Genomic DNA, 23,438 nt, shown 5'->3' on the forward strand with positions numbered 1-23,438 from the left:
TCGCCCCCAATTTCGTAACTTCAAAGATAACATACACTACCGTATGTTATAGTGAAAATTTTGTCCCTTCAGGTTTTATAACCATATTAGGGACATTTATTATCGAATAATCAATTATGCCTCAGCATAATTGCGTCCGGAGGCTTTACTTTTTTCAGTGGATGTTTGGACACCCGCTGAAAGAAGTTAAAAGCTCAACCATTTTATCAATATCAAAATTAGGATTTGCTTCAAACCTTGTCATCCATCCTACATACGTTAAATAGGCAAGTCTCGCTCGATCAATTGATTCAGTTTCGTCTACGCCCATTTTTTGATACAATTTTGCAACACAAGAAATTCTTTGTTCTTCTATATCTACTAAACGTGTTGCCACAACAGGATCATATTTAGCCCAAGCATAAATACCATTCTCAATTTTTTTATCTCGATTAAAACTAATCTGTAATAGCTGTTCTAAAGAGGCGTCCTGTTGCTCCATATTTTGAACAATCAGCTTTGTTGCATGTACTTCCCAAAAGTCGAGCATAGAATCTAAAAGCTCTTGATGGTCACGAAAATAGTGATAGAAGCTTCCTTTGCTTATTTTTAGCAATCGAGCAAGTGCTTCAATGCGAACTTTATGTATACCTTCATTAGCTAATTGTTGTAATCCTACTTTTATCCAGTCTTCTCTCGTTAATTGCATATTATCTCCCCAATAAAATACGGTAGCGTATGTTTTACGTTAGATTACTACTATTCTCATTTTTTGTCAATTATTCATTCTGTTTATTTTTATGAACTTTAATGTTGTTGTTAATCGTAATATTGATTGTTATCACCCTCGGTAAATTAGAGTCCCTTCAGGATTACTGAAGGGACTCTTACACGTTTGCGAAAAGTGCCTTTATGTACAAGAAGCGCTTTTCAGTCTAAAACTATTTTTTCAGATTACATTGCTCTAGAAGCTTTTCTAGCATTTCCAAAGTAACTGGTTGTGCCTTGGTAGTTAGTTGATACCCAATCCGTCCATTCGTTTCTACAGTTGCTTGTTGTAAATTCTTGATTTCATGTATACCTTTTTCTCTCAGATGCATAAATAATTGTTGTTCTGACATTTTCGCGCGTAATAAATTCTTTTTTAAGATTTCTCCGTTTTCTATAACAATAATGCTATTTCCATTTAGAAACTTTTCTACTTTTCGTGATTTCAATTCAAAAAAATGAATAATAAGTAAAACACCCGCAAAAATAAACGCAGCAAAAATAGATGGGCCTACTTTCCTACTTAATATAGGTTCTACAATAATACGTCCTATAGAAACCACAATAATAATTTCAGCTCTCGTCATTTGGCTAACAGATTTACTACCTGTCAATTTTAAAACAATAATTCCAGTGAGGATTAAAATAATGCTTTCAAAAAGTATATTCATTACAGCCCAATCCTTTAATAGTGAATGTTACTAGTATTCCCATTAAAGGATTTTTATTACATTTTAAAGTATCCATTCTCTTTACGTGCCTTATTCTTTGAAGCACCTCTCTCCCAGCTAGTACTGGTAAAGCATCAACTTTCTTCATTGCTTCTACTTGTGATTCGTTACGAATCATTGCGTACACAGTATGACCTTCTTTTATTGGCATTGGTATTAAAGAACGTGCTGTTGCACCTGCTAAAAAAATTTCCAAATGTGTTTCTTCTTATTTTGAATATCATAATTGAGACGAGACATATATAAGCTATGTATAATAATCAATATGAAAGATTCATCCAAAATTAAAGCTATAATGTTGGCTAGCAACCAATAGTGATAACATGATAATTGAATTTGATGGATATGGAATTAATGAGTATGTTATTGGTCATAACTGTTCTATCAGTAAGTTAAAAAAATGTATTTTAACGTAAAAAATGAAGAGTTATCTAATGAGGAGCTTATAAATTTATTTTGTGTACGTTATCATTTTGAAAACATTCCAAAGTCATTACAAGAGGACATTAAGAGCGATGTCGTCATTGACTTAGATACGGACTATATTTATATCCCTAATAGATAACAATAACCCAGTAAACTAAAATGGTTTAATGTAACTTACGATTCAGACAAGAATTTAATAAAATAAGTAATTGCCCAAATGGAAGTCGCGAATTGAGTGACAAAATACATTGTCCATTCGAAAGAAGTCAGTTTTCTCTCTCGTTTAATCTTCTTTAAGTATCTGTAAAATATTAATGTACTCAAAAACATAAGTAATAAAGAGAATTGTTGTAAATCATCGACTATACGTACCGCCATAGACTCCATCACCCTCCTATACAAAATATAGACTATACTTTTAAGGATATCATTTTTTTGGTAATGATTCCCTATATATTTAATGAAGTTAAAAAATGTTTTATGCGATATATGTGTAAAGATAATAAAGTTGTTTAATTTTGTTCTTAGAAATACATTAATCGCCTACTCATAAATTTGATGGGCGATTATTATTTTTGTTTAATAATTGCTTTATTTCACACCATTTGCAATATGCTTTATTTCAATCACGACATTAATAATAAGTTTTGGTCTAAATAATTCTTGCAAGGAATCTCCTAATCTTGGACTTACTGATTTGGAAAAATAAAATTATTATGATCGTCTCAATTACCATTATTTTGGAGAACAATGTGCTATTATATATTCGTAATCAATGAAATAATAAGAAAGAAGGGGCTGTTGTGGAAACAAAGATTATAGAAACAGAGAAGAAAATTGATTCAAAATCCCTTTTGGCTTTGGGATTATTAATTATTTCCGGGATTGTATATCAACTTTTCGCAGTGTTAGGGGATAATATACCTGAAGTATTGGGAATGATTCTTGAAGCTTTATGGAATCTTGTATTATGTGGAATTATAGGATACTATTTTTTAGGAAAAATATCATTAGAGCAATTTAAACATTTTAATATTAAGACATTACTTTGGGGTTTGCCTTTAACAATTATCGTAGGTATAGCTTCCAACTTAATATTCAGTTACATTTTTGAACCTGCAACTAAAAATTCCGTTGCTGAAGTAATAAGTATTTCTATGATTTTATTCCGTGTACCCTTTATGTTAATGGGTGAAGAGTTGATTTGCACTAATATAATTATCGCATTACAAAAATTAGGATTAAAATTTGGCACGGCATCATTAATATGTAGTTTGTTGTTCACTTTGTGGCATATTCCAGCTTATGGTTTTGTGCCAATGCAGTTATTAATAACTATAATCCCAGTTAGATTAGCACTAAATTATATATGGAAAAATTCAAAAAGTATTTGGGTAAGTTGGATTTGTCACTTTATTTTTGACTGTATTTCATTTGTACCAATGCTTTTTAAATAACTATTTTATCCCTCTATTTGCGGGCAGTAAGATTCCCACCTCAAAATTCGGCGAATGCTAGGAAGTTAGGTGGGAGATAACTGCCCGTAAACGCCCGATTGGTGAAGGCTAATAATCAGTGGAGAATGGACACCTCCACACTGATTAAAGTTTCACTTTATTTTTAAGAGGACTTTATTATTTGTGTACAGTATAAAGAAAAAGAGCACTCAGCTATTGAGTGCTCTAAAAACATTAATTTTGATTCAAAACATTCTCCTCAAAATATTCCCCCCAATCTGGGCGTCTTCCATCCATATCTGTAAATTCATACTCTCTTCCTAATTCCCATGAACTTAACGCTCGTCCCGTTTTTTCATGAACATTTGGATCACTTGCTAAGGTTGCTACTGCTCTTCCAACAAAGAAAGGAGTTTCTGATGCGATAAAATGAGGGTCTTGTTTAGCTCCTTCTCGCCAATTCTCCTCTGTTACACCAAATATATCTAACATCGCTTCTGAACGAAGGAATCCTGGACTAACTGCGACAGCTGTAATATTGTGTTGTTCTAAATCTTTCGCCATAGCTTCTGCTAAATGAATTGTTGAGACTTTTGCTAAACTATAGTACAAATTACCTCGATATTGATAATCGACTCCATCTGTAATTTCAATAACAAGTCCCATTTTATTTTTCACCATTAATGGTACACCGTAATGGCTTGTCATTATATGAGAATGAACAGCTCTTTGTTGCATAAGTAGTCCGTTATGTAGATTGTGTTCCCAGAAAGGTTTCTCCCATTCCGTTAAAGGATCGCCGCCCCAAACATCGTTTACTAAAATATCAAGCTGTCCATTTTGTTCGTCTTGAATCTTTGTAAATAATGCTTTAATATCTTCTTCTACCGTATGATCAACACGAACTGCTATTCCTTTTCCGCCTTGCTTTGTAACAAGCTCTGCCGTTTCTTCAATCGTTTCAGTTCTTCCCATACAGGATAAATTCCCTTTTGTACTTCTTCCTGTTACATATACAGTTGCGCCAGCTTCACCAAGCATCATCGCAATACCTCTTCCAGCACCTCTTGTTGCACCTGCTACAACTGCTACTTTTCCTTGTAATGGTTTCATGTGATTCTCCTTACTCTTTATAATCAAGTATAATTATTTTCGGTACCCCGTTCTGATTTTAAGAAGGGGTTAAAATAATATTAATTAAATTTGATTAGCATTGCACCCTATGCCTCGTTGTGCAGCAGCGAAGTTCATGCTTTTTTGTTCGAAATCAGCACATCTAAATAGTGCTGATTGTACATAACGCCTAATATGTTTCCGAAGGGATCAACTACGGAAGCCGTGATGAATCCCACGCCGCGCTCTGTAGGTGCCTCATATTCTTTTGCTCCCATAGACAGTAGCTTATTGAAAGTTGCTGTTACATCATCAACATGCCAGTACACTATAGAGCCAGATGGGCCGGTCACTGAATCAGCTGGCGCATAACGGCTATCGATTAAACCTAGCTCGTGTTGGTAGTCGCCAATGCGAAATTCGGCATATCCTGGACGTTCAAAGTATGGTTCACTTCCTAATAGGTCAGCGTACCATTTCTTTGCGGCTGCTAGATTATCTGTCCAAAAACTAACTGTGGTTAGCCCTCGTAATGTCTGTGTATTGCTCATAATCGATCTCCTCCATAATGTTGAGTAATATTTCCACATACTAAAACGAAATAACATCTTCTGAATTACCTTTAATTCACATATAAATAACCTATTCTCTTATCCATATTCAAGAAAATGCCCTTTTAATGGCAGATCATGAACGTAACGATTTTTTTGTAATTAAACAATAATATTGTGAATCAATAAGAGCAATACATACAAACAAAGCTATTCTATTCAAAACACGCCCCTCATAATTTTTATTCTTTTTTAAACTGAAAATCCACACGGTTCGTTCGTTTTATTTCCCCAATTACTTTGCCAATCCCTTCTTCAATCTTTTCTTCTTTTACATTAGATACATTTAACTTTAACAATCTCTCTTTATGAAAGTTACTTAAATAATTTTTATCAATAGAATCTATGCTTATTTGACTCTTGCTTAAATTTTTAATAAATGTGTCCGTGACTATATTTTTTTCAACTGTAAACAAGTGTGTATTCCAATTGGATCTACTGTTCTAGAAGTAAACAAATGTGGATTTTCATTTTGAACACCTTCTACTACTGCCGCTAGTTTTTTTGACCTATTGTAGTAAGATGCTTTTATTTTATGTTTATGCCGATCAAACATTCCGCTCTTTATGTAAATTTCTAAAGCAGCTTGCGAAATCATAGGACTATCGATATCTAAAATCTTTTTATACTTATAAAAGGCATCTGCAATGGATTGCGGGATGACTGCAACACCGACTCGCAAACCAGGAAAGATGATTTTCGAATAACTTTTTAAATATATAACATGATTACAATTATCTTGGCTGTAAAACGGATCTACTTTTGAATCAGTTTCTAAATCTGCTAAATAGTCGTCTTCTACTATAAATACATTATATTTCTTCGCAAGTTTAATAATCTTTTCTCTCTCTTTTTAGAATACGAAGTTCCAAGTGGATGATGAAATCTTGGAGTTGTATAAAAGAATTTAATTTTTTCTGTGCTGAATATCCGCTCTAGTTCATTTAAATCTATCCCCTCATGCGTACGCTTAATTCCGATTACAGGAATGTTATTTGTTTCTACATATTCAATATATAAATGGTAACTTGGCTGTTCAATTAGAATCATATTATGTTCATTCGGAAATGGTATAGAAGTTAGTATTGCAAGCGCCTGCTGCACACCTGACGTTATAAATATATTATCTTCCTTTGTGAAAACTTGATAGTTTGCTAACTGTTTTTGCACAACCGAAATTAAAGATGGTAACCCTTTCGGTGTTCCGTATATAAACAAATCATTCTTATAGGTATCAATCGCTTTATTAATGCAATGCTGAAAATCTAAGTATGGAAAAACATCTGGATCTGGTGCTGAGGAAGCAAAATCAATCATCTCGTTATTTTCTATGTAACTCCCAGATTTCTTAACAACGTAGTATCCACTTTGAGGTACAGAATAAATAATATGACGCTTTTCCAATTCATGTAGCGCTCGTATTACAGTCGCCTTATTACATTCATATTGTGTAACAAGCGACCGTATAGACGGTAATTTCTTTCCTTCTTTTATCTCACCATTTTGAATCATACTTTCTAAGTCGTTCAAAACATGTAAATATTTATACATCATTACACCTCCTATTTTTTTGTACCGGTACAGTTTGTATTTGTTCACATTGTAGCACTAGATCAGAAGGATTACTATGTACGTATACTGGCCAGTAAGAAATCAACTACTATGAGGTGGAATTATGACAAATACAACAAAAGCATATATATCAGCATTACTCTATTCATTTATTATTGGGTTTTCATTTATGTTTGTGAAACTAGCACTAACCATTACGAGTCCTCTTGATACTCTGGCTCACCGTTTTACAGTTGCCTTCATAGCAGCAAGCATTCCGGTTATTTTCGGTTTTGTAAAGTTAAATATATCATTTAAAAACATACTTGCCCTTTTACCAATCGCAATATTTTATCCAGCATTGTTCTTTGCTTTCCAAGCATTTGGCTTAGTATATACAAGTTCATCTGAAGCTGGAATTATACAAGCAGCAATCCCTATATTTACGATGATACTAGCTTCCTATTTTTTAAAAGAATACACGAATACATGGCAAAAAACATCAGTATGTATTTCTGTCATAGGTGTCATTTATATATTTGTTATGAATGGTATAGGGGCTCATGAAACGAGCTTCATCGGTGTTATTCTCATTTTATTATCGGCATTATCATCTGCTTGCTACAATGTATTAGCTCGAAAAATGACAAAGAAATTCAAGCTGATGGATTTAACATACACAATGACGGCAATCGGTTTTATTAGTTTTAATTTCATCGCAATCATTGACCATATGAACAAAGGTACAATAACTGTATACTTTAAGCCATTTACGAATGGAACATTCCTTATCTCCATTTTATATTTAGGATTACTATCTTCCTTACTGACAGCATTATTATTAAACTATTCATTATCTTATATTGAAGCAGCCAAAATAAGTGTTTTTAGCAACTTATCTACACTTATTACCATTATCGCAGGCGTTGTATTCTTACACGAGCAAATTGCCTACTATCATATTGTCGGTACACTTATGATTGTTCTTGGAGTAATAGGCACAAATTTTCTAGGAAAAAAAGGAATCATAGCGAAAAAGAAGAATACCTCCTTGAGTAAATAAAAAGTGAGGGGTAAATAATGCAGAACTCTAATACGATCGATATCCGTAATATACATGAGCTAGAGAACGAATTATCTACTTTATTAAGTAAACCCATTTCTTCAGGAGAAGATTTAGAAAATTGGCTGAAAATACAGTCGAAATTAATATGGGAAATCGAAGAACAATTGAGATCACACTATATTGACTTTCAATGTAATACAGATAACAAAGAAATAAAAGATACGTTTGAATATGATCAACAATATGTAAGGCCTCTTTTGAAACGTTATCAAAATTCCTTTGATAATAAATATTTAGAGTCACCATTTCGAATGCAACTTGATCCAAAAACTTATAGCTTACTAGATAAAAAAACAAAAAATGCGCAAACATTATTTTGTGAAAAGAACATTGATTTAGAAGTAAAAGAAGACAAATTAGTAACCGAGTACTTCGAAATTACAGGCAGTTTGACTGCACTATGGGATGGCGAAGAAAAAACAATTACTGAACTACAGTCTTACTTACAAAATCCGAATCGTGATATACGAAAAAAAGCAAAAACGCTCATTTCTGAAAAATTCTTATCTGTTGAAAATAATTTACAACATATTTTAAATGAATTAATTGCAATCCGTCACCAAAAGGCAAAAAACATTCAATTAGATAATTATCGTGATTATATGTTTAAAAAACATGAACGTTTTGATTATACGGCTGATGATTGCTATGAACTTGCAGAATCCGTTCGTAAATACGTTGTACCACTTATTGATAATATATTTAATGAGAAAAAAGCTGAACTTCAAGTAGATACACTTCGTCCGTGGGATCTAAAAGCAGCCGCACCAAATCAAAAAGTATTAAAACCCATTGAAGACGAGAGTGATTTAATCGAAAAAAGTTCTCATATTTTACAAAAACTAGACCCAGAATTTTCTGCATTATTGAGCCGTATGCATAAAAATGATTGCTTAGATTTAGAAAGTCGTAAAGGAAAAGCACCTGGAGGATTTTGCGAACACTTACCTGCTTCTCAATTATCTTTTATTTTTATGAATCTCAATCATACACATTATGATGTTACTACTTTCCTCCATGAAATGGGACATAGTATTCATAATGAATGTATGAAGCAGCTAAAGCTACAAAAATATTTAGAAATCCCTTCAGAATCAGCTGAGCTAGCCAGACATGACAATGGAATTGTTTTCGATGGAGTATTGGGATACATTTTATGAGGATACAGAAGAATTTATAAAAGCAAAATTAGATTTCTTTAAAGATATTGTTAAGTATTTACCACAAATGCTTATCGTTGATCAATTCCAACATTGGATGTATGAAAATCCAAATCATACTGCTAAAGAAAGAAATGAAAAATATTTAGAATTACATAACACTTACCAATCGAATGTGGTAAATATTGAAGGTTATGAAAACTGGATAGCAACTGGCTGGTTACCTGTACTACACATATTCGAAATACCATTCTATTATATCGAATATGCAATCGCGCAACTTGGTGCATTGCAAATGTATAAACAATATAAAGAGAATCCTAAACAAGCACTACAAAAATACAAAAAAGCATTATCTCTAGGTAGCTCTGAATCCTTACCAGAGGTATATGAAGCAGTCGGAATTCGTTTTGATTTTTCTAGTGAGACAATAAAAGAATTAATGGCATTTGTAGAAGAGGAATTGGAATTACTTAAACAAATATAAATAAAAAAATGCATCTGTCCTTATAGGTGCATTTTTTATTGTTTTTTTATTCAATACAAATTGAATCTTTATCTCGCTTTATTAATAAGCTCTATATATTGTAGGTCCCCATATCCTATTGTTGGAAAAAGATTAAACAACCTTGTTAGTAACTCTTGTGTTGGTAAATCTTTATTTTTGGAGATATACTTTACTACTACATTATTTTCTTTTAGCATCTCTAAATATAAATCTATCGCCTGATACATTACAGGTAGTATCTCATGAGATGGCTTTTTATGATTTACTAGAACTTCATTGTAAACAGAAAAATAGTTCCCTAATTCAAGTTCAATTTGACTTACTTTAAATTCATCCTCTCTGAAGCTATTTAAGTATACTTTTCCCTTATAATCAGACTGTTCAAGGTAAGAAAGTACGGTAAGTAGATTCATTTGGCAAAACATATCCTCACCAAACCATAAAACGATACATTTATACTCTTTCTTAAAAAGATTCTCTAAAGGATGAATAACCTTTTTCATATAATTTTCTACAGTACCTTGATGTCCTTCTGCCCTTGTTTTAATAAACTCATCATCAAAAATCTGTGCAGTAGTCGCATTTACACACATAGCTTCATTAAATGGAGCGTAATCAGACTCCCCCATTAGTCTTTCACTTTTAAATTCTTCATACATAAATTGACCATTTAATATGTTTAGTACATCTTTATCAAACAGCTCACTCTTCGCATTTCGTAACTGATTAACTTCAACTTTTCTAGAAAAATTCATTCTATCCCACTCCTTGCCATCATTGATTGAGAGTTTAATAAATGATTGAACCGGTATTTTGTTAAGTTGGAATTTTCCTGGGGTGATACCAAAAACAGTTTTAAATGCTCTACTATAAGCCTCTTGCGAAGAGTAATCGTAATCAAATGCGATATCAATTATCTTTCTATCATTCGTCAAATCTTCCGTTGATAAATACAATCTTCTAAGAAGAATATATCGTCTAATACTTATCCCCGTTACTTGATGAAATTTAAACGAACAGAAGTAAGGAGAATACCCCATATAATCAGATAATTTATCTAATGAAAACTCCTTTTTAAAATTGCCCTCAATCCATTCAATCATTAGCTGTATATGTTCATTCATTTATCTCCCTCCTCACTAAATATTATAAGAAGTATCCACTTCTTTCTTTTGATATTTCTTGTGGTTTATAACATTAACCACCCTCTAGAACCTTTAAATATCATATGTAATTACTCATTTCATATTTTTTCAGCTATCTTATTTTGTCATACATTTACTTAACTTTCCAATAAAGTGAAACTTTAAGCAGTGGGGAGTTTGTTCCTCCCCACTGCTTATTATCCCATACTAATCGGACTTTTACGGGATAAATCTTTTTTAAAGGATTCTACCAAATAAAACACGAAATTTGTAAGTTAAGGAACTAGTAGTTTTGTGAGTGGAAAATTTATGTTTGGAAAGGAAGTTAAAATGAATAATATAGAAAAAGAGATACTTAAACTAATTAATAAACTATATCCCTAAAGAAGAAACTACTATAAGAGAAATTGCATCTGACGTTTTAGCTTCTACAAAGGAACTGCCAAAGAATCCTTCAAATTATGGCTTAATACACGGAGATTTATGGTTAGAAAACATATTAGTGGACAATGATTTAAATTTAACAATGATTGATTTTCAAGACTGTCAAAAACATTTTTACATATTCGATTTAGCTGTTCCAGTCTATAGCGCGATAGAATATTCTTTCGTTGGGAATGGCAACATAGTCGACTATGAGAATTCTATTACAAAAGCAATAATCGACGGATACCAGGAGGAAAATGATCTACCTAAAGAAATGATAGAGCAGCTTCCATTGTTTATTAAATTAAAGGAGATATTCGAATATAGTTTAATGCATATGTATTGGAATAAAGAAGAGTTAACTGAGGAGCAAGTACGGATAATGAACCTTTATAGAATAAAGATTGAAAAAAGCCATTCTTTAAACACAGTTGGTTTCCTATGAAGTACACCCAATTGTTACATTCAGTTTAACAATTGGGTGTACTTTTCTATAGATAAGTTTTCTTCAAAAGACAAAATACAAGGAGCGAAACGATATTTAATCGTACAGTGGCACCTATTTTTCAATCCATTCAACGAATTTATCTAGCTTAATACCATCCTCGATATTACTTTCTTCCAAAGTATTTGCCCTAGCTTGAATACAAATAAAATAAAGAGGTTCACTTGAATTGTTACGCCAAATTCTTTCCCCCTCTTGTGCCACCCTTATGACAGTACCCTCTTTGATTTCAAGGATTTCATCATCAATCTTGAATTCCCCTTGTCCTTTGACGAAGATATACAGCTCTTCATTTTCTCTATGCTTATGATAAAAGGGCATTGAAATGCCTGGAGGGAAAACATTTAGTGAAGCTTCCATCCCTGTACATTGTAAGTCATCTTTAAGAAATACCTTTCCAGGAGCTTTAAATGGATTTCCATTTTTATATTGAAGCAGATCCTCCCACTTTCCTACTTGAACAGCACTAAAATTTTTACCTTCCATTGTTGAATTAACAAATTGACTCATTTGTATTCTCCTCTCATATTCATTTTCCATAATTTCACTTTTCATTCTCTAATAAATGAATAAATCCTCTCACAAAAAGAAACCGAATAGTCTCTTTTTTGCGGTAAAAAAACGGCTCAATTAGCCATAATATGTTATTAAGAAGTTTATTAGTAAAGATTGTTTTTTACATATTTATTTATCTCTACATTTATTTTATTTAGAATTTCTAAAAAACGAAGCAATCCAATTTTTATTAATTAATATTTATTTAAAATTGTAAATTATGGCCTCAGCAGCTTCCATCACAATCTCACTTAAAGTTAGTTGAGCATGTGGTGTTAATGCAATATCCTCAACTGTCATGCCTGATTCAATTGCTAAACCCATTTCGGCAATTATTTCTGATGCACCATTTCCCACGATTTGAGCACCTACTAATACACCATCTTCTTTACGCACCAATAGCCTCAAGAACCCTTTTCCTTCATTTGATACAAGTGCACGACCGTTTGCTGAAAATGGGGATTGAATCACTTTTACTTCCATGCCTTCTGCCTTTGCTCGCTCTTCAGCATAACCAACTGTAGCTAATTCAGGATTTGTGAAACAAACTGCTGGAATTGCCAAGTAATCAACAAATGATAGTTCACCAGAGATAGCTTCGGCAGCTACTTTCCCTTCGTAAAATGCTTTATGTGCAAGCTGTGGACCAGCAATGATATCTCCTATAGCAAAAATGTTCGGAAGGTTAGTACGGCATTGTTGATCAACTTTTAATAAACCGCGGTCAGAAAACTCAATACCGATTTTTTCAAAACCCATATTTTCAGTATTAGGACGACGGCCAACCGTTACTAATACGTAATCAGCGTCAACTTTCTTTTCTTCACCACCAATTTCGTAGGTAACAATTACACCATTTTCAACTTCTTCTACACCTTTAGCGGATGCATCTACTATTACTGTAACACCTTTGTTTATAAGGTCTTCTTTCACAATTTGAGTCATTTGTTTATCGAAGCCAGTTAAAATATCTTTACCTCCTTCAATAATTGTTACTATAGAACCGAGGGAAGCGTAAGCAGAGCCCAATTCAGTACCAATGTAACCACCACCGATTACAACCAATTTACTTGGAACTTCAGTTAAACTAAGTGCACCTGTAGAGTTAATCACACGTTTTGTAAATTTAAATGTTGGAATTTCAACTGGGCGTGATCCAGTAGCTATAATTGCATTTTTAAATGTATATGTTTGAGCTGCATCTTTATTGGTTACTCGTATAGTGTTAGCATCCATGAAATAAGCTTCACCTTTTATCACTTCTACTTTATTGCTTTTTAATAACCCTTCTACACCACCTACTAATTTCTTTACAACGTTGTTTTTAAATTCTTGTACTTTTGCAAAATCAACATTTACACCAGAAGAAAAAATACCCATATTTTCTGAATGCTTTGTTTCCTCAAAACGATGACCTACAGAAATAAGTGCCTTAGATGGAATGCAGCCGACGTTAGCACATACGCCACCAAGATTCTCTCTTTCTATAATTGCCACTTGTTGCCCTAATTGTGAAGCTCTTATTGCAGCAACATATCCTCCAGGGCCAGATCCAATTACGATTGTTTCAAATTCTCTCATATCCCTTTTCACACTCCTCCAAAAATTAGAAACAGGTAGGCCGAAATCGTTCATATTCTACACGTTTTTCAATTTACTATTTTGTATTAGTACCATTCTTCTCTCATCCGTTCTTTCATAGTTCCATCATGGAATTTCTATTAAGTGATCACCCCCTCAAAAAAAGAAACCGAACAGTCTCTTTTTTGCGATAAAAATTACGGCTTAGTTGGCCGTAATTTGTTTTTCCAATTCATCTAAAAGTCGTGACGATACTGTATCAATATAAACTGTATCTTGGTATAAGCGTGACAAGGCAAGTGCTCCTTCAAGAGAAGAAATCCAGATGATAGCAATCTGTTTTGCTTGAGTATCTGATTTTAACTCTCCTTGCTCAATTCCATACGTAATAATCTTTTCAATTATTCCAAGTAATTGATTCATCGCTATCTGTGCTTGTTCTGCCATGAGAGGATGGGAATCATCTGCTTCTAACGTTACGTTCATGATTGGACACCCTCCAGGAAGAGGATCATTATGAATGAGAGATGTAAAAACTGAAATAAAAGTTTTTAACTTATCCAACGTATTGGATGCTTTTTTTATCTCTTCGACATAACGCACTCCCATTTGTGAAGTTGCATGCTGAAAGGCTTGAACAGCCAAGTCATCTTTATTTTTAAAGTGACGATAAATACCGCCCTTCTCTAGCCCAGTCTCTCGCATAATATCAGAAATTGAAGAACCACTATACCCCTTTACATTAAACAGAGCAGAGGAACGATCAAGAATCATTCTTTTTGTTAATTCACCTTTACGCATTGTGTCCTCCTAAAAGAAAACGTTTGGTCTCTTTTAAGTATATGACAAATCGAAATGAATTAGCAAGAAAAATAACGGAGAGAATCAATGAGTAAAAAAATAAATGATTCACTATTTTAATAGGGATCAAAATAAATACTTGAAAACATCTTTTATTTACAGAGGTGTACTCTCTGCCAATCTAGCTGCGCTAATAATAGGAGCCCACTGGAAAATTTCATCTCTTAATAGACCTGTTTTTTTGCAATATATATGTAAATACATTTCAGCTAATTCCACTGAATTCTGTGAATATAATAAGTATGTCCGAAACACATCTGCACGAATATCACCTGAACTAGCATCAACCCAATCTATAATATTCACATCACCATTACTCATAATTAAATTAAACGGATGAAAATCACCATGACATACTCTAGGTTCAAATGTGATTGAATCTAACTTTTTTAATATATTTCCCTTTTGTTTTTCATCCAGATCATGTACGGAGTTAATTTGACGATAAAGCCTTTCTTCCATCGGTTCTATTTCATCCGAGCTCACAGATATAGCATGAATTTTTTGTTGTTCACTAACACATATACTTATATAATGCTCCGCTTTACTCAAATTATTAAGCAAAAGCTCACCAACACTTTCCCCTTCTACATATTCCATAATAATAGCTTGTCTACCTTGTATCTCTGTAACTTCAAACACTTTAGGAACGTGTAAACCACATGAATATGCATACTTTTGTTTTTGTGCTTCGTATAGAGATTCTGTATTAGGGAGGCATTCTTTAAACAATTTCACAACTTTATTATCACAAAGATAAATTTCAGCCGTATTTCCTTTGGCTATCGGATTTCCTAGATTCAATTCATTTCTCTCCTTACAGTAAATTAGAATAACGCCTTATAGTCCTCTATAAATTCAGTGTAATTATACTGAAACCCTTCTTCATGAAAATGAAAAAACTTACCCTCCCTATAATTATATAGAAAGTGGTAAGTTTAATTTTCTAGGAATATCGGAATGAAACTCCGGTGTATGCAAAACAGAAAATGAATACCCTTGTTGAATAAACAATACTTCAGTATGTTTACTTTCAAATGGAACACCATTTTTCTTAAAGTTATTTTGGATTTGTTGTAAAAACGCATGATCCGGTGTTCCGAATGAAACATGTACTTTCGGTGGTAAAGCTTTCATCGCGATTGGAATCCACGGTCGCTGCCACCAGGTTGCAACGATATATGCAGTGCCACCTATTACAAAGTTAAAAACATCCCCATCTTCCTTCGTTTTCATGTCTAGATTTGATTTCAACCATTCCGTAAATACAGGTACACTTTTAACCGGAAGACCAATTTCCCTTACGTATAAAATGTTTAACGGTGAATGCGGGACTAATACATCTTCTTTAATATAACTATGTGCAATAATTTCGAGAAGATTTCCATCACCATCTTTAAAGTATAAATTGAATAGACCATTCTCCTCACCAATTGTATGACCATCTTTCCATTTCACAATGAGTAATCCAGACTCTTTAAGCCATTTTTCCGTTTCATGGAACTTTGAATATGGGATCTCAAAAGCGAAATGCGCAGGTGCAATTGGTTCATATACTTCTTGAAAACTAATTGTTGTATACGGTGTTACTTCAAATTGAATATATGATGCGGTTTCTTTTTTTATTGGAAAAGATAATATGTCTTTATAAACTTGTTTTACCCCTTCTATAGAAACCGTTTGTAGTTTTATATCTGATATATGTGTAATCACTTTACATTCCCCCTTGTTTCTTATTATCTATTCTTATTGTATTACACTTATAAATAGATAAAATCAAACCGAAGGGTGGATTTTTCGTGTAAAAACTACAACTTTAGTATGAATATGTTAGCTCCAATTACTTTTTATTTCCTCAATAACAACTTCTGGTTTATCCCAGTGTAACAAATGTGTAGTATCAGAGATTAATTTTACTTTCGCGCCAGTTTTTAACTTGAAAATTTTCACTGTTTTATCTCTATATTCATCCCATATTTGTGGAACTGTAGCTCGAAGCAATATAATATTAGCCGGTAACTTCTCGTAAATATCTATCGTTTCATCTTTATGCATACCTCTTATTATATTACCAGCTGTTGTACCTCTCGCATGCCAACATACTTTATTATCCATTTCAATCCCTAGATCTTTTACAGAAATTTCTAATAATGGAGACCACCTATTATATGCTTCTTTTTCACTTTTGAAAAATCCATCCCAATTATTAAAAATATATTCTTCAAAATCCTTTTCGTAATACGCGATTTCCTCTTCAAGCGTTTCTTCTTGAAGCCTTTTTGTTTGATATCCTCCATCAATAAGAATGCTTCCTAGTACTTTTTCTGGATTATTTAATAAATAAAATAGTGCTACAAAACTTCCCCACGAATGTGATAAAAAATAGAAATGTTCAATTCTCAGTTCATTTATTATTTCATTTAACCAGTTTGCTAAATTCAGCATCTCATAATCTTCCGTTCTTTCAAAGGGCGGTGTTTTACCATGCCCAGGTGCATCAATGGAGATAAATCTATACTCTTCCTTTAATTCTTCTGCAATTTCTATAAAACTTAAACTCGTACTACCTAACCCATGTAAACAAAAGATGACGGGCTTTTCATTATTTCCCCACTCAGTAATATGTGCGTTTATTTTTTCATTGTTAATATAGTAACGTTTCAAAATAATTATCCCCTATATTTCAATTTTTAGATTACCACTTTACCTATTTCTATGATTTTTAAGTTTTCCCTGCATTTTTTTCCACAAAAAAAGCTGATTTTCTTTTAAAGAAAATCAGCTTTTACGTTAAAATACACTATGATTTAACAGCAATAATCATAAACCTTTTTGAATTCGTACGAATACCTTTTTCGGAACTATTAGCGTCAATGAACTTTTGTAAAATATTAAAGTCCTCTTCTTTTTCTCCAAATCTAGGAATAATAGGCGTATGTTTTAATAAGAAAATAAGATCCTCAGGAGTACTGTAATAATCAGTAACATCATATTCACGTACTTGTACGAGTTCAAATCCTGCACTAATAAGTTCACCCATATACTTATCTTTTAACGTACCATCTCTTTCACCTAAACATTGCCCTCTACCAAATGCTTCTTTAAGATTTAATTTATCATGTTCGCTAACTTGTTGTGTTAAGAAAAAAGCACCTTTTTTCATTACTTTTGCCAATTCAGATGCTACAAACGGCGCATGACAACTTGAAGCAATATCAAAATGAGCATGCGGAAACGTTAAAACTTCAGAATCCATTTGGAGAAATTCAACGTTTTGTACACCTGCTTTATTCAAATTAAAATGTGCTGTTTTGATCATTCCATTAGAATTATCTATTCCAATCAGTGATGCAGCTGAAGATGCTATTTTTAGTACATTCTCGCCTCCACCTGTACCAACATCAATTAGAATGTCTGCTGGTTTACATCTTATTTTTACTTCATCATAAAAGTCCCAAATGTCTCCTACAGTTTCACATTTTAATTTACTAAAGTCCCATCCGTTTAATCGTCCCACTTTATCATAAAAGTTTTTATACTCTAATTCGTTCATTTTATTATTGCCCCTTTGTAAAAATGCATCAAATGTTTAATTATGATGATCCTTGAAATAGACTCATAGTTGATTTTATCGTAAAAGGGCCTATGTCTCCTTTTATATCTGCTACGCATTTTTTCAGCCCCGAACAACTAGTTACTTCGAACGATACAGCATTTCATCTATATCACCTCATCTGGAAGACTGCATATATAATAACCTATAACACTATTTAATTATATATTATAAAATAAAAATTATTAAAACGATATGTTTCGACAAATCCCATTTAGTTTACATAATAATATTATAGTTTATTTTTATCGATATATTCTAAATGTCCTCTTCCCCAACCACACATACTATCCAAAACAATACTGACTGTTTTTCCATGCTCAGTTAAGCTATATTCCACTTTAGGTGGTATTTCTTGATAAATTTCGCGTTTTATTAGTTCATCGTGCTCTAATTCACGGAGCTGCTTCGCTAATGTTCCTTGAGAAATGCCTGGTATTAATCGCTTTAATTCACCAAACCGTTTCGTTCCATCTGTTAATAATATAAATAAAATGAGTGGCTTCCATTTCCCACCGATTATTTGTAATGTCGCTATTACCCCTTTTAATTTCGGTTCCTCTAAATTCACTTTCCTCACCACTCCCCTCAAATCATAAATTATAATGCGTAATTTTTTATATTATGTATCCATATAACAAGCGATTAGTACGAAATTTGCGACTATGTACATATAAAGTGCGTACTTTTCACTTGCAATCTTTTAGCGAATAATAAAAGCATAGCAGTTTTATTTTAAAGTTTTTATTAAAGGAGGGGCTAAAATATGTCTATTACTACATTAAAAGATACTCGTATCGTTATCATTGGTGGAAGCTCTGGTATTGGATTAGTAACAGCAAAACAAGCAATCGAACAAGGTGCACATGTTATTATTGCAGGACGCTCGGAAGAAAAATTAAAAATTTCTCGAGAATTAATAAATAACAACCATCTTCAAACTTATGTATTGGATAATCAAAATAAAGAGCAATTACAAGATTTTTTCAAGACAGTTGGGAATTTTGATCATTTATTCACACCGGGAGCCTCTTACACACTTGGACCAATAACCGCTACAGAGGAAATTGCTGAAAGCAGCTTTATCGGAAAGTTTTGGCCACAATATTACGCCGTAAAATATGCGATTCCTTTTCTTTCAAACTCTGGATCTATCGTGTTAATGTCCGGTGCATTTAGTCAAAGACCACTTAAAGGTGCACCTGCTTATGGCGCTTGTAATGGTGCTATTGAAAGCTTAGGGAAAGCTTTAGCTGTTGAATTAGTTCCTATTAGAGTTAATATTGTTTCTCCTGGAACGATACGAAGAGAGAATGAACAAAATGAGAAAAGACTAGCTGCTTATGAAGATTATAAATCTCTTTCTCTTTTACAGAGACCTGGGTATAATGATGAAATTGCACATACTGTCCTGTATTTAATGCAAAATGGTTTTACTACAGGTAATGTATTATTTCCTGATGGAGGATACACATATCATTAATTTATAACAATTCAATGCCTCCTTAGATTAACTAGTATTAAGGAGGCTATTATGGTTAATCAACGAGTCCTTTGTGCTAAATATTTTCAGATGGAAATAAAGTAAAAAAGGCATATACGATGCCTTTTTTACTTTATTGTTTATTTGTTTATCGGATAACAAACCTCTGTAACCCACTTATTAGGATCTGATTCCATCGCTGGACTAACGTGATAAATATTAAACATCGGTCCAGCTAATTCATAACCTTCCGTTTCAATCCATTTTGCTGCCGCCTCATTTACAGCTGTCATTTGTTCATAACTTCCGTTAACTGTTATTGAAGCTACATAGGATGGATCTATCTTTTTGAAATTAACATCTTTTGTATTTTCATGCTCCCCTAAAATATTTATCTGTATTTCTACATCCACATCATTTTCCTTATATTCTTGATCATGGAATGTAGCAATACTATAACTCGGATTAGCTATACTAATATTTTTAACATTAATTTCTTGCATCAATACACTCCATAAATCCCCTTCGCAATTATACGATGGAATAACCTTTCTAACACTTGCTACATTTCTTTCTGGAATTTCTTTTAATGAAACATGATAGTTCATTTCAATAACATCCTCTCTCATCGTTTTCATTGAGTCTTCGAGGAGACGTAATTGTTTTTTGAGATCGTCCATTTCTTCCTTTACTTGAGCACTACGATTTTCAAATTGTGACTTTATTACTTCAATATTTTCACTCTCTACTAATTCTTTAATAGTGGCAATATTAAATCCCATATCTTTTAACACTTGAATTTGATTTACTTTCTTTAATTGGGCTGCTGAATAAAAGCGATAACCACTTTGCTCATCGACTTTTACTGGTTGTAATAATTCCACTTTATCGTAATGTCTCAACATACGTATGCTAATGGAAGAAAGTTTTGAAAAATCCCCTATTTTGAACATTAGTTCCTCCTATTTATTACAATTATTCGAAGCTCAACTTAAGCTTAAACAATGACATTGTGTGAGAGTCAACTATTTATAACAGTTTAAACAATTATTTAATGTATTATATTTATATAATTAAAAGCTCTTACGACTTATTTACCAATTCGCTTTTCAACGCAATATATATTGATATTAATCCATTTACATTCAATAAAGTAACTATAATACTAATGAGCAACGCTACATCTGCAGAAAACGTTTTAATCGTCTGCCACGGTGAATTTGTACTATAAATAAGAAGTGGAATTAAAGTAATAGATAATATTAGAAATAAACTCCCTAGAAAAAGCCAGGTCATTTTTTTACAAATTTTCTTACGTTTATACTTTATTATTAACATAATTGCTGTAATGAAAAGTGCGAATATTAATATTGACATACCAATTTGAACTATTGGTATATTTTTTGGTATATCAACCGGTTCTTCACCATTCAAAATATTAATAATTCCTTTTTTAAATTCTGGTAGTGATGCTTCTTCTAAAACATGATTTTTATTCGTTAAAATCACAACACCCTGACCAGTTTCATTTAAAATAAATATTTCTGCATGTGAATCAGGAGTTGAGCCTGAATGCCAAACCATCTTTTCGTTTCCATTTATATTTGTTGTCCTCAGTCCAAAACCATAATATTTCGCTGAATCTATTTTATATAATGGAGATAAATAAAGATCCATACTATCTTTATTTAAAAATTGTGTATGCTCTTGGTGATTCAAAAACTTAATGAATTGAATCATATCTTCTAGATTTGCTGTAATATATCCATATGGTGTCCCACCATTATCATACGACACCGTACTTTTTCTTGGTATTCCAAACCATGATTGATAACCTGTTAAATAACCCTTTTTATAAGAATCTTCACTATTTGCTGCTGCACCATTCATTCTTAATGGCTGAAAAATTTGCTTCTCCATATAAGTAGAGTATGTCTCTTTTGAAACTTCCTCAATAAGTGCACCAAGAACGAGATAATTTGCATTACTATATTGATATTTTTGTCCTGGGGGAGCAGTTAATGTTACATTCGACAGTTTCATTACATTTTCTTTTATTGCCGTAGTAGTCTTTGATTGCTTATCTGATAATGCTAAACCTTCATAGGTACTCATTCCACTTGAATGTGTTAGTAGATGTTGGATTGTTATATTTGAGGCCGATTGATTATCTTTTACTTTAAACCAAGGAAGATGTTGTTGAACTGAATCCTCTAAATTTATTTTTTTATTTTCTATTAACTTCACTATAGCTAGACCAGTTAAAGATTTACTTATTGATCCAATTGCAAATGGTGTTTTACTAGTTATCTTTTTTTCAGATTCTCCAGTAACCCCCCATAATTTTGTGTAAAATACATCTCTATTATGTACAATAGCTACTGAAGCCCCTGGAATTTTATGTTCCTTTAAAAATTTTTCAATATAAATATCTAAAGTAACTCTAATATTTTGCTGAGCGTAAACTTTTGAATGTGCAATACATAACATTAATACATTACAAACTATACAAATTAGAAACAATTTATATTTCGATATCTTCATCTTAATGTACTTCGGATAACTTTCTTTTTTTATAAATTACTAAAATTATAGATATTAATAAAGAAACCATTAAACTAATCATTATTAATATAGAGTTCCACCATTGATTTTCTGCTATTCGATATAAAAGATTAAAATTAAAGTTATTTTCACTGTCGGTTGAATTAAGGGATTCAGTTAAAAATATTGAAAGTGTAGTTTGTGAAATGAGGTATGTAATAAATGCGACGAATATACCAATTATGATTAATGTATTAGATTTTTTATTTATATTTTGAAGTTGTTTCATTTTCACTCGCAGATCAATTTCATTTATCTCCAAAAAGTCTTGAACAAATAATTGAGGCGTTCCTAGGTCATTTATACTTTCCTCACCATGTTCACGACATTCTTGGATATGCTCTAAAATTTGTTGTTTAATATTTTCCCTTTCTTCTAAACTTATATCGTATTGCTTTAATTCCTTAAGTACGCCAGTTAAAAATTGCTGTTCTTTACCTTTTAATTCACTCCTCATTTCAGAAGGTCTCCTTTCAAACCACTCTTTAATAATATTTTAATATCAGATTGCAACTCTAACCATTCATTAACTTTCTTCTCAAGACGCAATTTTCCATTTTCATTAATTTCGTAATAAATCCTAACTTTACCACTATCCGTCACCTCTTGATAAGTATTAACCCACTCTTGATTTTTCAGTTTAGTTAAAATGGGATAAATACTTCCTACTCCTTTCAATTTTAAATTATGTACTTCGAGTTCTTTCATAATTTCATAACCATAACTTTTCTTTGTAGACAAAATAGACAATACACACATTTCTAAATTCCCTTTAATTAAACTTGTTCTATCCATAGGATAAATTTAACAGAAATATATACTTCATTCAAGTATATATTTCTGTTAAATTTAAAGAATCAGAAAAACCTCAGATTCTTTTCATCTAATTAGATATAGATATCAGAGTTTTATTTATCACCCCGAAAAAATCATTTTTATACAATAATAATTATATAATAAATTATTATTATTAAAGTGTTAACACTCCATCTCACCGATGTAGAAGTTCTTACTAAAACTTAATAAAAACATATTTAATCATGTTTGCCCACCTGCTATATCTTTCAACTTATAATTTACAAATAAATTCTTTAAGTATTACAAGTGACTTTTTTTAAATCTTTTGTCAAAATAAATTAAAATTTTAAAATCAACAAGTTCTTCTCCAAACAAAAACTCACTTGCAAATTATTGCAAATGAGTTTTTAATCACTTACTAACCACTATTTTTTATT

The 23,438-nt window shown here is 32.1% G+C and carries 22 protein-coding genes and 4 pseudogenes; 6 read left to right on the top strand and 20 right to left on the bottom strand.

Going from position 1 to position 23,438, the window contains the following annotated elements; translation table 11 throughout:
• Window positions 1-154: 154 nt before the first annotated feature.
• The 3 genes from JFU18_RS02775 to JFU18_RS02785 all read right to left on the bottom strand — a co-directional run bounded on the left by JFU18_RS02775 (window position 155) and on the right by JFU18_RS02785 (window position 1,674).
• Window positions 155-688, bottom strand: coding sequence for a TetR/AcrR family transcriptional regulator (locus JFU18_RS02775; protein ID WP_201033822.1), 534 nt, complete (start codon window positions 686-688; stop codon window positions 155-157).
• Between the two features lie 232 nt (window positions 689-920).
• Window positions 921-1,418, bottom strand: coding sequence for a DUF421 domain-containing protein (locus tag JFU18_RS02780; RefSeq protein WP_002085380.1), 498 nt, complete (start codon window positions 1,416-1,418; stop codon window positions 921-923).
• Window positions 1,402-1,674, bottom strand: coding sequence for a Rossmann-fold NAD(P)-binding domain-containing protein (locus tag JFU18_RS02785; protein ID WP_201033821.1), 273 nt, complete (start codon window positions 1,672-1,674; stop codon window positions 1,402-1,404). The genes JFU18_RS02780 and JFU18_RS02785 overlap by 17 nt, the downstream gene beginning before the upstream one ends.
• A 127-nt stretch (window positions 1,675-1,801) precedes the next feature.
• On the opposite strand from JFU18_RS02785, the pseudogene JFU18_RS29715 reads away from it, so the two are divergent.
• Window positions 1,802-2,043: pseudogene (locus JFU18_RS29715) on the top strand (hypothetical protein).
• A gap of 35 nt (window positions 2,044-2,078) precedes the next feature.
• Here JFU18_RS29715 and JFU18_RS02790 read toward each other — a convergent pair.
• Entirely contained in the window at window positions 2,079-2,282 is a 204-nt protein-coding gene (locus tag JFU18_RS02790) for a hypothetical protein (RefSeq protein WP_000290880.1), read from the bottom strand.
• Between the two features lie 425 nt (window positions 2,283-2,707).
• Here JFU18_RS02790 and JFU18_RS02795 point away from each other — a divergent pair, with 425 nt between their 5' ends.
• The gene (locus JFU18_RS02795; RefSeq protein WP_085311295.1) at window positions 2,708-3,361 is read left to right on the top strand and encodes a CPBP family intramembrane glutamic endopeptidase; all 654 of its coding nucleotides are present in this window, start codon (window positions 2,708-2,710) and stop codon (window positions 3,359-3,361) included.
• 234 nt (window positions 3,362-3,595) lie between these two features.
• Here the strand turns inward: JFU18_RS02795 and JFU18_RS02800 are convergent, their stop codons facing one another.
• The 3 genes and pseudogenes from JFU18_RS02800 to JFU18_RS02810 form a co-directional block, all read right to left on the bottom strand.
• A complete protein-coding gene (locus tag JFU18_RS02800) occupies window positions 3,596-4,474 on the bottom strand; it encodes an SDR family oxidoreductase (protein ID WP_201033820.1) in 879 nt (292 codons plus the stop codon).
• 134 nt (window positions 4,475-4,608) lie between these two features.
• Window positions 4,609-5,025: a VOC family protein gene (locus JFU18_RS02805; RefSeq protein WP_002127537.1), complete on the bottom strand. Its 417-nt coding sequence runs from the start codon at window positions 5,023-5,025 to the stop codon at window positions 4,609-4,611.
• A gap of 451 nt (window positions 5,026-5,476) precedes the next feature.
• Window positions 5,477-6,639 (bottom strand): annotated as a pseudogene (locus JFU18_RS02810) (aminotransferase-like domain-containing protein).
• A gap of 121 nt (window positions 6,640-6,760) precedes the next feature.
• On the opposite strand from JFU18_RS02810, the gene JFU18_RS02815 reads away from it, so the two are divergent.
• Together JFU18_RS02815 and JFU18_RS02820 are read left to right on the top strand one after the other, a co-directional pair.
• A complete protein-coding gene (locus JFU18_RS02815; protein WP_201033818.1) occupies window positions 6,761-7,699 on the top strand; it encodes a DMT family transporter in 939 nt (312 codons plus the stop codon).
• 17 nt (window positions 7,700-7,716) lie between these two features.
• Window positions 7,717-9,409, top strand: a pseudogene (locus tag JFU18_RS02820) (M3 family oligoendopeptidase).
• 68 nt (window positions 9,410-9,477) lie between these two features.
• Here JFU18_RS02820 and JFU18_RS02825 read toward each other — a convergent pair.
• The gene (locus JFU18_RS02825) at window positions 9,478-10,554 is read right to left on the bottom strand and encodes a helix-turn-helix domain-containing protein (protein ID WP_201050231.1); all 1,077 of its coding nucleotides are present in this window, start codon (window positions 10,552-10,554) and stop codon (window positions 9,478-9,480) included.
• 388 nt (window positions 10,555-10,942) lie between these two features.
• Between JFU18_RS02825 and JFU18_RS02830 the strand changes: the two are divergent.
• Window positions 10,943-11,446: pseudogene (locus tag JFU18_RS02830) on the top strand (phosphotransferase enzyme family protein); the annotation flags it as partial.
• Window positions 11,447-11,560: 114 nt separating this feature from the next.
• Here JFU18_RS02830 and JFU18_RS02835 read toward each other — a convergent pair.
• The 8 genes from JFU18_RS02835 to JFU18_RS02870 form a co-directional block, all read right to left on the bottom strand.
• Window positions 11,561-12,016 (bottom strand): cupin domain-containing protein, encoded by a 456-nt coding sequence (locus JFU18_RS02835; protein WP_201031055.1) that lies wholly within the window; start codon window positions 12,014-12,016, stop codon window positions 11,561-11,563.
• Window positions 12,017-12,262: 246 nt separating this feature from the next.
• Window positions 12,263-13,642, bottom strand: a complete 1,380-nt coding sequence (gene lpdA, locus JFU18_RS02840) for a dihydrolipoyl dehydrogenase (protein WP_201033817.1) — start codon at window positions 13,640-13,642, stop codon at window positions 12,263-12,265.
• A gap of 204 nt (window positions 13,643-13,846) precedes the next feature.
• On the bottom strand, window positions 13,847-14,443 hold the full coding sequence (locus JFU18_RS02845) for a TetR/AcrR family transcriptional regulator (protein WP_016091395.1): 597 nt from the start codon (window positions 14,441-14,443) through the stop codon (window positions 13,847-13,849).
• Window positions 14,444-14,599: 156 nt separating this feature from the next.
• Window positions 14,600-15,307, bottom strand: a complete 708-nt coding sequence (locus JFU18_RS02850) for a phosphotransferase family protein (protein WP_201033816.1) — start codon at window positions 15,305-15,307, stop codon at window positions 14,600-14,602.
• 114 nt (window positions 15,308-15,421) lie between these two features.
• The gene (locus JFU18_RS02855; protein ID WP_201033815.1) at window positions 15,422-16,216 is read right to left on the bottom strand and encodes a VOC family protein; all 795 of its coding nucleotides are present in this window, start codon (window positions 16,214-16,216) and stop codon (window positions 15,422-15,424) included.
• Window positions 16,217-16,333: 117 nt separating this feature from the next.
• Entirely contained in the window at window positions 16,334-17,167 is an 834-nt protein-coding gene (locus JFU18_RS02860; RefSeq protein ID WP_201031051.1) for an alpha/beta fold hydrolase, read from the bottom strand.
• Window positions 17,168-17,303: 136 nt separating this feature from the next.
• Window positions 17,304-18,056, bottom strand: a complete 753-nt coding sequence (locus JFU18_RS02865) for a class I SAM-dependent methyltransferase (RefSeq protein ID WP_201031050.1) — start codon at window positions 18,054-18,056, stop codon at window positions 17,304-17,306.
• 292 nt (window positions 18,057-18,348) lie between these two features.
• Window positions 18,349-18,696 carry a winged helix-turn-helix transcriptional regulator gene (locus JFU18_RS02870; RefSeq protein ID WP_085311273.1) on the bottom strand — a complete coding sequence of 116 codons (348 nt, stop codon included), beginning with the start codon at window positions 18,694-18,696 and terminating at the stop codon, window positions 18,349-18,351.
• Between the two features lie 186 nt (window positions 18,697-18,882).
• Here JFU18_RS02870 and JFU18_RS02875 point away from each other — a divergent pair, with 186 nt between their 5' ends.
• The gene (locus JFU18_RS02875; protein ID WP_201031049.1) at window positions 18,883-19,599 is read left to right on the top strand and encodes an SDR family oxidoreductase; all 717 of its coding nucleotides are present in this window, start codon (window positions 18,883-18,885) and stop codon (window positions 19,597-19,599) included.
• Between the two features lie 140 nt (window positions 19,600-19,739).
• On the opposite strand, the gene JFU18_RS02880 is transcribed toward JFU18_RS02875, so the two are convergent.
• From JFU18_RS02880 to JFU18_RS02895, 4 genes are all read right to left on the bottom strand, one after another.
• Window positions 19,740-20,552 carry a MerR family transcriptional regulator gene (locus tag JFU18_RS02880; RefSeq protein ID WP_201031048.1) on the bottom strand — a complete coding sequence of 271 codons (813 nt, stop codon included), beginning with the start codon at window positions 20,550-20,552 and terminating at the stop codon, window positions 19,740-19,742.
• A 130-nt stretch (window positions 20,553-20,682) separates the two neighbouring features.
• On the bottom strand, window positions 20,683-22,143 hold the full coding sequence (locus tag JFU18_RS02885) for a serine hydrolase domain-containing protein (RefSeq protein WP_201050232.1): 1,461 nt from the start codon (window positions 22,141-22,143) through the stop codon (window positions 20,683-20,685).
• A gap of 1 nt (window position 22,144) precedes the next feature.
• Window positions 22,145-22,660, bottom strand: coding sequence for a DUF1129 domain-containing protein (locus JFU18_RS02890; RefSeq protein WP_201031046.1), 516 nt, complete (start codon window positions 22,658-22,660; stop codon window positions 22,145-22,147).
• The gene (locus JFU18_RS02895; RefSeq protein WP_002085418.1) at window positions 22,657-22,998 is read right to left on the bottom strand and encodes a PadR family transcriptional regulator; all 342 of its coding nucleotides are present in this window, start codon (window positions 22,996-22,998) and stop codon (window positions 22,657-22,659) included. The genes JFU18_RS02890 and JFU18_RS02895 overlap by 4 nt, the downstream gene beginning before the upstream one ends.
• Between the last annotated feature and the right edge of the window lie 440 nt (window positions 22,999-23,438).

The organism is Bacillus sp. TH22, from assembly GCF_016651015.1.
In the GTDB taxonomy this organism is placed as follows: domain Bacteria; phylum Bacillota; class Bacilli; order Bacillales; family Bacillaceae_G; genus Bacillus_A; species Bacillus_A mycoides.

Coding starts and splice junctions, on each gene's coding strand:
- JFU18_RS02775 (WP_201033822.1), bottom strand. CDS start 688: ATGCAATTAACGAGAGAAGACTGGATAAAAGTAGGATTACAACAATTA.
- JFU18_RS02780 (WP_002085380.1), bottom strand. CDS start 1,418: ATGAATATACTTTTTGAAAGCATTATTTTAATCCTCACTGGAATTATT.
- JFU18_RS02790 (WP_000290880.1), bottom strand. CDS start 2,282: ATGGCGGTACGTATAGTCGATGATTTACAACAATTCTCTTTATTACTT.
- JFU18_RS02800 (WP_201033820.1), bottom strand. CDS start 4,474: ATGAAACCATTACAAGGAAAAGTAGCAGTTGTAGCAGGTGCAACAAGA.
- JFU18_RS02805 (WP_002127537.1), bottom strand. CDS start 5,025: ATGAGCAATACACAGACATTACGAGGGCTAACCACAGTTAGTTTTTGG.
- JFU18_RS02815 (WP_201033818.1), top strand. CDS start 6,761: ATGACAAATACAACAAAAGCATATATATCAGCATTACTCTATTCATTT.
- JFU18_RS02825 (WP_201050231.1), bottom strand. CDS start 10,554: ATGAATGAACATATACAGCTAATGATTGAATGGATTGAGGGCAATTTT.
- JFU18_RS02835 (WP_201031055.1), bottom strand. CDS start 12,016: ATGAGTCAATTTGTTAATTCAACAATGGAAGGTAAAAATTTTAGTGCT.
- lpdA (WP_201033817.1), bottom strand. CDS start 13,642: ATGAGAGAATTTGAAACAATCGTAATTGGATCTGGCCCTGGAGGATAT.
- JFU18_RS02845 (WP_016091395.1), bottom strand. CDS start 14,443: ATGCGTAAAGGTGAATTAACAAAAAGAATGATTCTTGATCGTTCCTCT.
- JFU18_RS02865 (WP_201031050.1), bottom strand. CDS start 18,056: ATGAACGAATTAGAGTATAAAAACTTTTATGATAAAGTGGGACGATTA.
- JFU18_RS02875 (WP_201031049.1), top strand. CDS start 18,883: ATGTCTATTACTACATTAAAAGATACTCGTATCGTTATCATTGGTGGA.
- JFU18_RS02880 (WP_201031048.1), bottom strand. CDS start 20,552: ATGTTCAAAATAGGGGATTTTTCAAAACTTTCTTCCATTAGCATACGT.
- JFU18_RS02885 (WP_201050232.1), bottom strand. CDS start 22,143: ATGAAGATATCGAAATATAAATTGTTTCTAATTTGTATAGTTTGTAAT.
- JFU18_RS02890 (WP_201031046.1), bottom strand. CDS start 22,660: ATGAGGAGTGAATTAAAAGGTAAAGAACAGCAATTTTTAACTGGCGTA.
- JFU18_RS02895 (WP_002085418.1), bottom strand. CDS start 22,998: ATGGATAGAACAAGTTTAATTAAAGGGAATTTAGAAATGTGTGTATTG.